This window comes from Pseudomonas sp. LBUM1676 (genome assembly GCF_059695605.1).
In genome coordinates this window covers 2,759,314-2,772,043 of record NZ_CP166777.1, presented here as the reverse complement: position 1 = coordinate 2,772,043, position 12,730 = coordinate 2,759,314, and the positions used below count along the sequence as shown (strand labels likewise).

Below are 12,730 nucleotides of genomic sequence, written 5' to 3'. Positions count from 1 at the left end.
CGTCCTTGGTCTGAAGATGCAGGATGTCAGAGAGTCGCCGGGCTCAGGGCTGGATCCGGCACATTGAGAAAGGCATTCCACAGCTCATAGGCATCGTGATGTCTTTTGGTCGCATCGTCCCACGCCGGCCCTGAAACACATCGTGATGAAACCAGCACCATCATGCCCATCGTGGCGGCATCCAGTTCGATCAGTAGTGCGTGGGATTGGGTCCTGAAGTCTTCGACCGATATCATTGCGTGTGCCCCGGGCGGAAATCACCGCCATTGAAAAGCCATTGCTGATCAAACGGTCGAGTACGGTCGTGACGAAAAATTCCTCGAACCTGACCGCCGGTACGTTGATGGCGCATCCGGCAAGTGCCGGTCGCGGGTCAGACTGTCATCTGCGCCGCCAGCAACTTGACCAACGCCGCCGCCGGCATCTCGCGGGCCAATGGTGCGCCCTGCCCGGCCCACTGCACGGCAAAATCGGTATTGGCGTGGACGCTTGCCGCCGCGTTGAGCGCCTTGTTGGCGTCATAGGTGAGCGGATAGTCCGGCAGCGTTCCAGTCACCTCCAGGCAGGTGAAGTTGCGATTGACCATGCCCCTGGCCGGACGGCCGGAAATGACGCTGGTGACTTGGGTCTGGTGTGCCCGCGGACCTTTGAGGGCCTCACGATAAGCGCCGTTGGCGGCAGATTCCGGGCAGAGGATAAACGCCGTACCCAACTGCGCGGCACTGGCTCCCAGTTCAATCACCGCATTGATTCCTGCGCCGTCCATGATGCCACCCGCCGCAATCACCGGCAGGCTGCATTCAGCGCTCAACACCCGCACCAGGGCGAAAGTCCCCATTTCAGTGTCCTGCCCTGGCTCGAAGACCCCGCGATGCCCGCCGGCTTCGTAACCTTGAGCCACCAGGGCATGCACCCCGGCGTGCTCGGCCAACCGCGCTTCGGCCAGGTTGGTCACCGAACATAACAGGACGATGCCGGCGGCCTTGAGGGCATCGATCGCCGGTTGCGGGGGCAAGCCGAAATGGAAGCTGACCACCGCCGGCTGCTCCTCCAGCAGCATCTGCAGCATGTCCGGGTCCTCGACGAACGAGGTATAGATCTCACGCAGCGAAGCAGGCGCGGCAGCACCGAACTCGGCAAAAAACGGAGCCAGCACGTTCAGCCATTCCGAGACCCGGACTGCGTCATGAACCGCAGGCTGATGGCAAAACAGATTGACGTTGAAGGGCTTGTCCGTCAGCGCAGCGGTCTCCCGCAGCATGGCCCGCGCCTGGTCGACAGTGCTCGCCCCGATGCCGATGGAGCCCAGCCCTCCGGCATTGGACACCGCGGCCGCAAGCCTGGGAGTGGAAACGCCGACAATGGGCGATTGAATGATCGCCAGTTCGATGTTCAACAGCGACAGCAGAGGATTGGACATGGCAGCACCTGTAAGAAATGTACGCGGATGAGTGCAAGTGGACGGCCAGAGGCTAGAGTTCCCCGGTGAGGAATTGCGCCCGGCCACGGCCGAAGGACCAGTCCGCATCGGCGTTCTCCACCAGCGACACAATCAAGTCGTCCGGGGACAAGCCGCAGTCGGCTTGCAGCTTCTGCGCCAGCAAACGGTAGAACGCGGTTTTCTGTGGCTCCGGACGCGGTCGGGAAATCACCGTCAGCAAGACCACATCGGCCGAGCGCGTGTAACCCAGTCCCGTGTCTTGCAGCACCAATTCCCCGGGACCATGTTGCGTGACGCATTGGTAGCGATCACTGGCAGGCACTTCAAAGGCTTGCACCATGGCCTGATGGGCCACATCCAGCAGCGCCTTGAGCTGTTCATCATTGCGGCCCTGGATGATGTCGAACTTGAGCAGCGGCATAGCGATTCACCTTTGCGAAAAAAACCGGGAGCGAGCCATTCGCTCCCTTGGGAAAAAGGATGGCGTGCAGCCCGTGCCTGCCGCCATCCCACCCGCTCTCCATCCCAAAACCTGTTAAGCGCAATGCCTACTTGGACGTCGGCATGGCAAATTCGGCGCCTTTGGCGATGCTGTTCGGCCAGCGCTGCATGATCGACTTCTGCTTGGTGTAGAAGCGCACGCCCTCCTCGCCATAAGCGTGGGTGTCACCGAACAGCGAGCGCTTCCAGCCGCCGAAACCGTGCCACGCCATGGGCACCGGGATCGGTACGTTGATGCCGACCATGCCGACCTGAATCCGGCTGGCGAATTCCCGCGCGATGTGGCCATCGCGGGTATAGCAAGCGGTGCCATTGCCGAACTCGTGGGCGTTGACCAGGTCGACGGCCTCGGCAAAGTCCTTCACCCGCATGCACGCCAGCACCGGGCCGAAAATCTCTTCCTGGTAGATCTTCATCCCGGCGCTGACATGGTCGAACACCGTACCGCCGAGCCAGAAACCCTGGGCGCAATCGGCGCCGGCTTGCCTGCCGTCGAAGCCACGCCCGTCGACCAGCAACTCAGCCCCTTCTCTGATGCCTTGCTCGATGTAACCGGTGATGCGTTGCAGTGCTGCTTGCGACACGATCGGGCCCATCTCGGCTGCCAGGTTCATGCCCTCGAGCACCTTGAGCGTGCGGGTGCGCTCCACCAGTTTCGGTATCACCTTATCGGCGACTTCACCGACGAACACCGCCACCGAGATCGCCATGCAACGTTCGCCGGCAGAGCCGAAGGCCGCGCCGATCAATGCGTCGACCACCTGGTCGATGTCGGCGTCGGGCATCACCACCATGTGATTCTTCGCCCCGCCCAATGCCTGCACACGCTTGCCGTGGCGGGCGCCCGTCTCGTAGATGTGGTTGGCGATCGGTGTCGATCCAACAAAGCTCACGGCTTTGACGTCGGAGTGATCCAGCAGCGCATCCACCGCCTCCTTGTCGCCCTGTACCACGTTGAACACGCCGTCCGGCAGCCCGGCTTCCTTGAACAGTTCGGCGATCAGCAGCGCAGGCGACGGATCGATCGGGCTGGGCTTGAGCACAAAGGTGTTGCCGCAGGCGATGGCCAGCGGGAACATCCACATCGGCACCATCACCGGGAAGTTGAAGGGCGTGATGCCGGCCACGACGCCCAGAGGCTGGCGCATGGTCCAGTTGTCGATGTTGGTCGAGACCTGCTCGGTGTAGTCGCCCTTGAGCAGTTGCGGGATACCGCAGGCGAACTCGACGACCTCGATGCCCCGCGTCACTTCGCCCTGGGCATCAGTGAAGACTTTGCCGTGCTCGGCGGTGATCATCCGCGCCAGGGTGTCGCGGTGCTCGTTGAGCAACGCCAGGAACTTGAACATGATTCGCGCCCGCCGCAGCGGCGGCAGCGCCGACCACGCTGGAAAAGCGCCGGCTGCCGACTTCACCGCCGCGTCGACGTCCGAGGCGTTGGCGAGCGCCACCTGGCCAATGACCGAACCGGTGGCGGGGTTGGTGACGTTCTGCGTGCGGCTTGAGGTACCTGGTGTCGCGCGGCCGTGAATGTAATGTGCGATCTCTGCTGGCTGGTTGCTCATGGCGGGTGTCCCCTGGTGGTGGATAAGAGCCATCTCTTGTTGTTGTCAGGTAAGTGAAAGGCGGTGTCGGTGTGCCTGTCAGGGCCAAAGTAGGTCAGCCGGTGGATCATGTAAAATGATGATTAATGATCTTATGGATCACAAATTATGAAGTAGACTTTATGACGGTCACGGTGGATGAGCAGGTCACGAGGCTCGCCCGACGTAAAGAAAAGTAAGAATCCAGGCCGGATCAATACATGATTATGAATGAATTAATCAGAGCCGGAAGTTACATCGAACTGGCTTTACAAACTGCTGAAAAAACCCCCGCAAACCATGCGAGGGTTTAATATGAACCGGGAGCAGCGCACTAAATTTTAGAGATAATAACGAGAACCACCATGCAACACAGCAATAGAAGCAAGAAAAAATAATTGACCAATATCATTAGCTTCATATTCCTGGGGAACGCATTAACATCAGGAAGAGCAATTAATTTTCTTTTTTGACTGAGCTTTGGCATCAATAAAACTATTGCTATAGCGTTAAGCCTATAAATAGCCCCTGTCCATCCTGTTTTCAATAGCGTTCTTTTATTACTGCAAATCCAGTTGGACTTGGACAAATGGCCTTCTGCAACCTCTAACTTATAAAGCACCAAATACGCCATATAGATAATATTCAAAATCAACATCGCGAATACTACTCCGACAGTGACGCCTAACTCTATTCGGTTCATTTTCCAAATGTCTCGTAAATGGCGTTACCAAATAGTTCGCCGCCTTCGCCCCCTACATAACCTCCGCCCGCCCCACCCATCGCGCCCCCTATGAACGCACAGGCAAACGCGCCTGGACCTCCACTAGCGATACCTAAAGCAACAATGCATAGGCTTGTGGCGGCGGCTGCACCTATCGTACCTCCTGCTGCTCCAGCCAAGACGCCACCGGTGAGTTTGCTGGTTTCAACATATTTCGCTTTTCGACATTGATCTCCACGGTCACTAGAGCAAGCCTCATTGATAGATACTCCCGCTGCCGCAACATCTAACCCTATGCCGATGTATGTACCTTTTTTTATGAGATTTGAAGCTTTTGCAACGGCTCCAATGGTTTCGGCATAACCTGAAATTACTCCAGAATGTAAAAAACTCTTCGTTGAAATGCCGAGCATGCTCTTGACCGACCCTTGATTTCGCAAACCGGAGCCGTAGCTTGCAAAAGATTTCAGTTGATCATCAAGCTTTTCAAATAGCATCTTTCGCTTTGCGTGAAAAACATTTCGACTCTCAGGCGTACGGCTTCTGAGGTGGTCGGCATGGGCAGCCTCAATTTCTTCAAGTGTTTTCTTGATGCCCTCGAGGTGTTTGCTCCATGCACCGCCCACGCTACCAATGCCAAGTGACGAGTACCCCAGCATTTTTACAAGTAACTCGTGGTTCTCAACCAGAAATCCGTCACCTTGCATGCCGTTTGCCATTAATGCCAGATGGGTATCGAAAGCCATTTTCATATAAAAAGCTTCGTCGGTCGTACAGGTCGGAGTTGAGCCATCCCCGATAATTACTATCTCTCCGGGCAAGACTACAGTATTGACAATATGAGCATTCAATACATCAAACTTTGCGGCTGAGTTTTTTCCCAAGTTGTAGATTCGATTTCAGGTATGAGTAATTTTGGATGTGAGAATTTATGAAGCTAAAGACTTCCGACATGAGTGATGGTCTCAGGAGAATTTTTATTATTGATTCGGTCCCAGCCACCTGCGACGTTACCTCCGCCGCTACCATCACCTCGTTTTTGCTGGGTGTAGATCGTTTTAATACGCCCGTAGTTCAGACTAATAGTTTCAACAGGGACGCCATCACTCGCGCTATGGGAGTAGTCAGAAATAATGACTTCTTCCAACGTAATCTCAAAATACTTGAGTTTTTCACCCCCAGCACGATGCAGCGTCAAAACTACTTCTTTGAGGTGTTCCCCTGCACAGCTGGCTTCTATGAGCTTGCAGCTGGATTTGTCCAGAGTTTTAGTAAACGTAAAGTCACTGACAGTTGTTCGCCCCGATGAAGCGCCGCCTGACGAGCTGGCTGTAGCCGATGTACTTTGATGAGTGCCAAAGCGATATCCCGTAATTTCTATCCAGTCTTTGTGTTGTTCATCAAGGGCTTCGCCGGGTATACCAGTAATTTTCAGGTAAGCGTCAAGTGCCATGTCAGTTCATCCTTGTTTGGTTGTTTCTTGATCAGTAGATTACTTTTATCTCGTGGTGCCACCATGTGCCATCAGCGCGCTTATCAATTCTTCTACCTGCAGCACCTGCGCGCTTGCAAGGTTACTGAAAAAAATTCGACGCCACCGCTCTGGCCGCCAATTTGCCGGATCGGGGGGCCTCTTTTCCGCATGGCTGCGTCTGTCGCCGGTGCAGCGACACAGGGAGATTAGACATAGGTGTGCGGGAAGCACAAGGCGGCACAGCGGATATCCCTAAACTTCAGAAAAGTACTACAGCGTGATACATGGCGGATGAAGGTTGATGAGATTGGGTGGTGGGCCCATGCCCATTGAGTAGCGCCGATTCAACAGCATCGGAGACTGCTTGTTTAAACGCTTTCCAGCTTTCTTCCGGAAAGCTACAAGACCTTGCGCCATTGCCTACGGTTACGCCAGAATCCGCCGGCTTGTGCGCCTCGGGGTCGCTCGGTAACTTGAAACGTGTCACTGCTCATCAGTGATCGGGTTTAGTCGCCCGTGGTTTCACGAGCGTATCTGCATCCAGACAGTCAGGTTTCATGCCTGCACTTCATGGTAGCTGTGCGCAGGGCGCCTTCGGGCGCGCCGGTTTCGTGTCTCCCCGGTCGACTAACCTGCGTACAGCTGCCACCTCTTGTTTAGTCGCAAGTCGATGGTGGCTCCACATTTTTGGAGCACGAAAATATGATTAAGCCTTCACCAAACCCGCCGGACACCAATCCGGTATCACCGTACGAATCCGATTCAAACAAACTCAACGAGGCCGCCGAACGGGCCCTCGACTTTCACTTCCCGTCGACCGCCGACATCAAAGCCATCCCGCGCTCACCGAGCACAATGTTTACCGTGAACCCAGGAACCACTACCGAAACCCTGGTGGTTTATTTGGTCGAGACGCTGGCTTCAGTCGATGTGATGGTCCACCAGTTGGTGGATCATCTGGAGGGTGGATCGCGCAATGCCCTGCTGGGCATTTCCAACAGCATCATGCTGGCGGAGATCACGGCGAACCGAGTGCTGGATCAGATTGATCCGCCTGAGTAGGAGCGGTTCGCTGGGGTGATCGGGGAACTCTCGTTGGGTTGTGCAGCGGTCCCATTTTTTGGGGCCGCTGCGTGGCCCCGCGAGAACCAGCTCTCTCGCCACAGATGGATGTGTTTGATGCTGGATTATTTAGCGGTCGCTGATTTGCCAAGATCAAATGATCGCAGCCTCATTTCACTCGACAGCTCCTACAGGTGATCGAGGCGTACACAAATCCCGAGTCCGGCATAGATCTAGCGTGGGCGCGAGTCTGCTCGCGAATGCGAACTGACATCCGGCATCGAAGTTGACTGACACGGCCTCTTCGCGAGCAGGCTCGCTCCCACATAACCCACCGTTTCTATGCGCGACACCGCGGTGTCGAAGACGGGACGGCGGCTCCCGCTTGGGGCTGTGCAGTTATCTCGGTCCCGAGCGCCTTTTGCAGCCACTTCGCCCGCTCCGACAGCCGCCGCTTCCAGTCCTCGGCCAGGCCATGGGTCGCCGCCAACGCCAGCAGATCATCGATCAAAGGCCGATGCGACAACTGCACCTGCCAGAACTCATCGATGGAGAATCGCTCGGTATGCCTTTCCAGCAGCTCGATCCTGTCCCCCGCCTCGATGAATCCCGGCTGGATGACTCGGTAATACCAACCGGTGATTCGCTCTTTGGCGACGTACATCGACATCCGTTCGGCATCAAAGCGATGATTGATTTTCCAGCACGGACTGCGCGGCTGTGAGACTTGCAGCACGGCACTGCCCATCCGGAACACGTCACCGATATGCACCTCCCGCTCAGAGAGGTGCTGGGCTGATACATTCTCTCCCAGGCTACCCGGAACCAGCTCAGCGGCACTGTGCGCAAACGCCTGCGCCAATCGCTCGTAGTGCTGCGCCGCATATTGATGCACCGCCTTTTCCGGACCGCCGTGAACCCTGGTGTCGCCGTGCTGGTCACCGACAATCCCGTTCAGTTCCACTCGCGCAGGGCCTGAAATTCTCCGTTTGAAAATGCCCGTCCGTTGCCCCTCGGGTTTGAGCAGCCCCAGGCCGCCGGCAAAGACATGGTCAATGTTTGAAGTCAGTATCATCGTCCAGCCACGCTCATCAGCCCATGTTTTGTTCACTTTACTAACTGCCGACAAAGCCAGTAAAATGATGGCTCGTGATGCAATCCATCACTTTTTATGATAGGTGACAACGATCATGGAAATGCGCCAACTGAAGATTTTCTGCGCGGTGGCCGAGCTGGGCAGCTTCACCGCCGCCGCGGTCAACGTGAACACAGTGCAGTCCAATGTCACCATGCGCGTGAAGGAGCTGGAAGCCGAGCTCAACCGCGAGCTGTTCATCCGCAAGAAGTCCGGGGTCGTGCTGACATCGGCGGGCGAAACCTTCCTCGGTTACGCGCGGCGCATCCTGCAACTCACCGAAGAGAGCCGCAGCGCCCTGATGGACACCGGCAGCCCGGCGGGTCTGCTGCGGCTGGGATCGATGGAAACCACGGCCGCCATTCGCTTGCCCCAGGTGCTGACCAAATACCGCGAGAAATTCCCCGACGTGCAGCTCTCGCTCCTCACCGGTACCACGGTCGAGCTGATCAAGGCGATCGAAGCGCATCGACTCGACGGTGCCTTCGTTGGCGGGTTCCACCAGAATTCGGCGCTGGCGCAGGAAGAGGTGTTTCAAGAAGAACTGGTGCTGGTCAGCAGCAGTCATTTCGAATCGCTGGCCGCACTCATCGATAAAATGCCCCAGCAAACCGTGCTCGTATTCCGCACCGGCTGCTTCTATCGCTCGACCCTGGAAAACTGGTTCTACCAGGTCGGGCTGGTGCCCAACCAGATCATGGAACTGGGCACCCTAGACGGGATCTTGTCCTGCGTCGCCGCGGGCATGGGCGTGACCTTGCTGCCCAAGGCCATTGCCGAGAATTGCAGTGTGCGCCACGCCATCCGCTGCCACACCTTGCCGCCCGAGTTCGCCAAGGTTTCAACGGTGTTTATCCGCAGAAACGATTCGATGATCACTTCGGCCATGACAGCGTTCATCGGCCTGGCACAGGAACAGATTGCCCGGCCGGCGAGTTTGTAGATCCGGCCCCGAAGCAGATCGGTGAACGCACACGGCCCCCTGTAGGAGCGAGCTTGCTCCGGGCGGCGTTCCGACGAAGAACCCAAGAGCGACGCGTTTATTCAGGTATTACGCGTTACCGTTAACGTTCATCGCGAGCAAGCTTGCTCCTACAGTTCAGTAACAACGCGTTTATTCAGGTATCACGCGTTATCGTTCACGTCCATCGCGAGCAAGCTTGCTCCTACAGAACGATCCTGCGTTGGGCGGCATAGTTGACGGTGCCGTCCTCCTCTACTTCAAACCGACTGGTTTCAATTGGCAGCCCCAGGGCAAGCTCGGCCATGCGCTGCGCAGCGGGCACGACGCTGTGGATTTTTCCAACGCCCTGGCCCGCGTACAGTGACAACTTGCGCGCCATGCGCGGCTTGTCGATCGCCCGGGCGCCGCCGCCGATCAAACGCAGCAGGTTCCACTTGTCCCGATTGGGAATCACCCGGTGCGGCGTGCCATAGGTCCAGCCGAACGAATAGCCCGTGCGGTACTCGGTGTCATCGGTGCTCGCCTCGACGATCTTCTGCTTGTACAGCGGGTGCGCATTCGATTCATCGGTGGCAATGAAAGCGGTGCCCACCACCACCCCGGACGCACCGAGCGACATCAGGGCGCGGACATCGTCGCGGGTGGTGATGCCGCCGGCCGCCAGGACCGGACGTCCCTGGGCGACGGCAATGATTGAAGGCAACAACGGCATGATGCCGATGGTGCCTCGATTCAGGTGACCGCCGCTCTCACTGCCTTGCGCCACGATAATATCAGCCCCCTCGGCGATGGCTTTTTTCGCCAGCGCCACCGAGCCCACTTGCACCATGACCACCAGCCCGGCGTCTTTTGCCCGGGGAATCATGTCGGCGGAATAGGCTTCGGCATAAAACAACGACAGCAGCCGCGGTTTTTCCTGGAGCACCACCTGAAATTGCGCTTCGAACACATCCGGGCCGCCGAACTGCGGCACCAGGTTCACCCCAAAGGGCCGGTCGGTCAGGGCGCGGGTTTCCTGCAGCCATCGACGCAAGGCCAACGGCGGGAGTCGCAGCCCGCCAATGACGCCCATCCCCCCGGCGTTGGCGACGGCCGCCACCAGTGCCGGGCCGGAAATGGCCGCCATGCCGCCGAGAAAGATCGGGTACTGAACGCCACACAGGCGGGTAATGGCATTACCCGCAAACTCGAATTTGCCTTCGTTCATTGCTCACAACTCCACATGTTTTCCAAGCATCCGCTTGAGCGTGTTGTTCTTCAGGAGAAAGTGATTCTTGACCGCGCCGAAGATATGCAGCGCCAGGCCGGCGAGGAAGGCTGACGCGCCGATATCGAACAGTACATCGACGACCTGTTTCAGCCCTGGGTTGACCGGCAACAGCGCTGGAATCGCCAATCCCCAAGGGAGCGGCGTCGCCTCCCCGGCGGCAGACCTCGAAGCCCAGACCGCGATCGGCAGCAGCACCATCGCCAGGGCGAGCGCCACCGCCACGGAGCGACTGATGATCACCTCTATGGGATTAGGAGTGCCCACGGGCAGAGGATGGTAAGCCGTGACCCTGGCCCAGAACCGATAGATCGATACCAGAAACAGAATCAGGCCGATCAGGTTTTGCAACCTGGTGAACTCCAGCCGCGCCGCCTGATCGGCGGCGTGGGCGATAAAACCCTGCAGGCAGATGATCGACAGCAGCGAAAACGCGACGATCCAGTGCAGCGCAACAGTGATGGGTGAGAATCTCAGGCCATTGTCTCGTAATTGCATGGCTGACTCCTTTTTAAGGACATGGTAAGGACCGGGGTATGCAACGGTGCCGCGCTTTAATGGCTGACGGCCCCGGATGCCCCAAGCCCGGTCTGGGCACGGATCAGCTGATCATCGAAACGCGCTCGTTCAAGCGTGGCCGCGCTGCTGCGGTCGGTGACCGAGCCCAGCCACGTGAACAGGAAGGCCACGTTCATCGAGATGATTGCCGGGTAGTCATAGGGGAAGATCGCATCGGCGTTGCCCAGCACCTTGACCCACACGGCGGGCGAGAGAATGACCAGGCTGACGGCGCTGATCAGGCCGGCAATGCCACCGATCAAGGCACCTCGGGTGGTCAGCCCTTTCCAGTACATCGAAAGCACCAGGATCGGGAAGTTGACCGAGGCCGCCACGCCGAATGTCAGCGCCACCAGGAAGGCAATGTTCTGGTCCTTGAACAAAATACCCAGCACCACCGCGACAATGCCGATGCCCACCGAAGCGATGCGCGACACCCGCCGCTCATCCTTGGCATCGGCCCGGTTTTTCCTGAAGACCATGACATAGAGGTCATGGGAAATCGCCGAGGTACCGGCCATGGTCAGTCCGGACACCACGGCCAGGATCGTCGCAAACGCGACGGCGGAGATGAAGCCGAGCAGGAAGTCGCCACCCACGGCCTTGGCCAGGTGCATCACCGGCATGTTGCCGCCGCCGATGAGCTTGCCACCCAAAATGCCCGACTCGTAGAAGGCCGGGTCTTGCCCGACGATCACGATCGCGGCCAGGCCCAGTACGCCAACGATCAGGTAGAAAAAGCCGATGAAACCGGTGGCCACGAACACCGATTTACGCGCCTGTTTGGCGTCCGCCACGGTAAAGAAGCGCATCAGGATGTGCGGCAATCCCGCGGTGCCAAACACCAGGCCCAGTGCCAACGAGATAAGCGACAGCGGGTCGGCCACCAGTTTGCTTGGCAGCAGTATCCGCTCGCCGTCGTGGTGCGCGGCCACCGCTTGCTCGAACAACAGTTCAAAGGAAAAACCGAACTTGCTCAACGCCAGGAACGCCAGCAAGGTGCCGCCCACCAGCAGCAGCCCGGCCTTGATGATCTGCACCCAGGTGGTGGCGACCATGCCGCCAAAGGTGACGTAGACCGCCATCAACAGACCGACCGCGATCACCGCATAGTTGTAGGGCAGACCGAACAGCAACTGAATCAACTGCCCTGCCCCCACCATCTGCACCACCAGATAAAAGCACACCACGGTCAGTGATCCGAAGGCGGTCAGGGTTCGAATGCGGTTTTGATCGAGGCGAAACGAGGCGATATCGGAGATGGTGATGCGCCCCAGATTCCTGATGCGTTCGGCAAACAGGAACAGCAGCAGGGGCCAGGCGACAAAGAAGCTGATCGAGTACAGCACGCCATCGAAGCCGTTGAAGAAAATCATGCTGGTGACACCCAGCAAAGCCGCGGCGGACATGTAGTCACCGGCCAGGGCCAGGCCGTTCTGAAAACCGGTGATGCCACCCCCGGCGGTGTAGAAATCCTCCATCGATTTGGTTTTGGACGCGGCCCACCAGGTAATGCCCAGTGTCGTCACCACGAAGATCAGGAACATCGAGATCGCGGTGATGTTCAGCGGCTGTTTTTCGACGTGCTGCAACACGTCGCCGGCCGAAGCGCCAGTGGCGACAGCGCCCAGGAGTGCGGGAACAATGAGGTATGCCAGGACAAGTTTCATACGATGGCCCCCTCGCGGATTTCTGCGGTCAGCTCATCGAACTCACCGTTGGCACGCAGGATGTAGACGCCGGTAAACACCCAGGCACCGATGATGAAGGCGACGCCCAGCGGCCAACCGATACTGATCATGCTTGTCGCGCAAAGCTTCGTCGCAAGCAGCTGGGGTGCAAACGCGGCGACGAGGATGAACGTGAAGTAAGGCACAAGGGTGGCGGCTGTCAGGCAAGCGACGAATCTTCGCTGCCGTGAGACCAAATCCTGATACCGGGGATGGTTACGAATTCTGGCTGATTCAGATACGTGATTCACGTTGACTCCGTGATGCAGTGGACAGTTATTGTTGTTCCAC

Annotated in this window: 13 protein-coding genes; 2 read left to right on the top strand and 11 right to left on the bottom strand. The window is 57.9% G+C overall.

Going from position 1 to position 12,730, the window contains the following annotated elements; all coding sequences use genetic code 11:
* Window positions 1-26 precede the first annotated feature (26 nt).
* From ACA041_RS13035 to ACA041_RS13010, 6 genes are all read right to left on the bottom strand, one after another.
* The gene (locus tag ACA041_RS13035; RefSeq protein ID WP_497441478.1) at window positions 27-236 is read right to left on the bottom strand and encodes a hypothetical protein; all 210 of its coding nucleotides are present in this window, start codon (window positions 234-236) and stop codon (window positions 27-29) included.
* A 137-nt stretch (window positions 237-373) separates the two neighbouring features.
* Window positions 374-1,420, bottom strand: coding sequence for an NAD(P)H-dependent flavin oxidoreductase (locus ACA041_RS13030; RefSeq protein ID WP_497441477.1), 1,047 nt, complete (start codon window positions 1,418-1,420; stop codon window positions 374-376).
* Window positions 1,421-1,472: 52 nt separating this feature from the next.
* On the bottom strand, window positions 1,473-1,862 hold the full coding sequence (locus tag ACA041_RS13025) for a tautomerase family protein (protein ID WP_497441476.1): 390 nt from the start codon (window positions 1,860-1,862) through the stop codon (window positions 1,473-1,475).
* Window positions 1,863-1,989: 127 nt separating this feature from the next.
* Window positions 1,990-3,507, bottom strand: a complete 1,518-nt coding sequence (locus tag ACA041_RS13020; protein WP_497441475.1) for a CoA-acylating methylmalonate-semialdehyde dehydrogenase — start codon at window positions 3,505-3,507, stop codon at window positions 1,990-1,992.
* A gap of 717 nt (window positions 3,508-4,224) precedes the next feature.
* Window positions 4,225-5,133: a hypothetical protein gene (locus ACA041_RS13015; RefSeq protein WP_497441474.1), complete on the bottom strand. Its 909-nt coding sequence runs from the start codon at window positions 5,131-5,133 to the stop codon at window positions 4,225-4,227.
* Window positions 5,134-5,186: 53 nt separating this feature from the next.
* Window positions 5,187-5,702, bottom strand: a complete 516-nt coding sequence (locus tag ACA041_RS13010; protein WP_497441473.1) for an Hcp family type VI secretion system effector — start codon at window positions 5,700-5,702, stop codon at window positions 5,187-5,189.
* A 723-nt stretch (window positions 5,703-6,425) separates the two neighbouring features.
* Between ACA041_RS13010 and ACA041_RS13005 the strand changes: the two genes are divergently transcribed.
* Window positions 6,426-6,785, top strand: a complete 360-nt coding sequence (locus tag ACA041_RS13005; RefSeq protein ID WP_497441472.1) for a DUF6124 family protein — start codon at window positions 6,426-6,428, stop codon at window positions 6,783-6,785.
* Window positions 6,786-7,125: 340 nt separating this feature from the next.
* On the opposite strand, the gene ACA041_RS13000 is transcribed toward ACA041_RS13005, so the two are convergent.
* The gene (locus tag ACA041_RS13000; RefSeq protein WP_497441471.1) at window positions 7,126-7,860 is read right to left on the bottom strand and encodes an MOSC domain-containing protein; all 735 of its coding nucleotides are present in this window, start codon (window positions 7,858-7,860) and stop codon (window positions 7,126-7,128) included.
* A gap of 115 nt (window positions 7,861-7,975) precedes the next feature.
* Between ACA041_RS13000 and ACA041_RS12995 the strand changes: the two genes are divergently transcribed.
* Window positions 7,976-8,863, top strand: a complete 888-nt coding sequence (locus tag ACA041_RS12995) for a LysR family transcriptional regulator (RefSeq protein WP_497441470.1) — start codon at window positions 7,976-7,978, stop codon at window positions 8,861-8,863.
* A 223-nt stretch (window positions 8,864-9,086) separates the two neighbouring features.
* Here the strand turns inward: ACA041_RS12995 and ACA041_RS12990 are convergent, their stop codons facing one another.
* From ACA041_RS12990 to ACA041_RS12975, 4 genes are read right to left on the bottom strand one after another with little or no spacing between them, the layout of a single operon-like run.
* Window positions 9,087-10,091, bottom strand: a complete 1,005-nt coding sequence (locus tag ACA041_RS12990; protein WP_497441469.1) for an NAD(P)H-dependent flavin oxidoreductase — start codon at window positions 10,089-10,091, stop codon at window positions 9,087-9,089.
* 3 nt (window positions 10,092-10,094) lie between these two features.
* A complete protein-coding gene (locus ACA041_RS12985) occupies window positions 10,095-10,649 on the bottom strand; it encodes a cytochrome b (RefSeq protein WP_497441468.1) in 555 nt (184 codons plus the stop codon).
* 56 nt (window positions 10,650-10,705) lie between these two features.
* A complete protein-coding gene (gene actP, locus ACA041_RS12980) occupies window positions 10,706-12,379 on the bottom strand; it encodes a cation/acetate symporter ActP (protein ID WP_497441467.1) in 1,674 nt (557 codons plus the stop codon).
* Window positions 12,376-12,690, bottom strand: coding sequence for a DUF485 domain-containing protein (locus tag ACA041_RS12975; RefSeq protein ID WP_497441466.1), 315 nt, complete (start codon window positions 12,688-12,690; stop codon window positions 12,376-12,378). The genes actP and ACA041_RS12975 overlap by 4 nt, the downstream gene beginning before the upstream one ends.
* Window positions 12,691-12,730 lie beyond the last annotated feature (40 nt).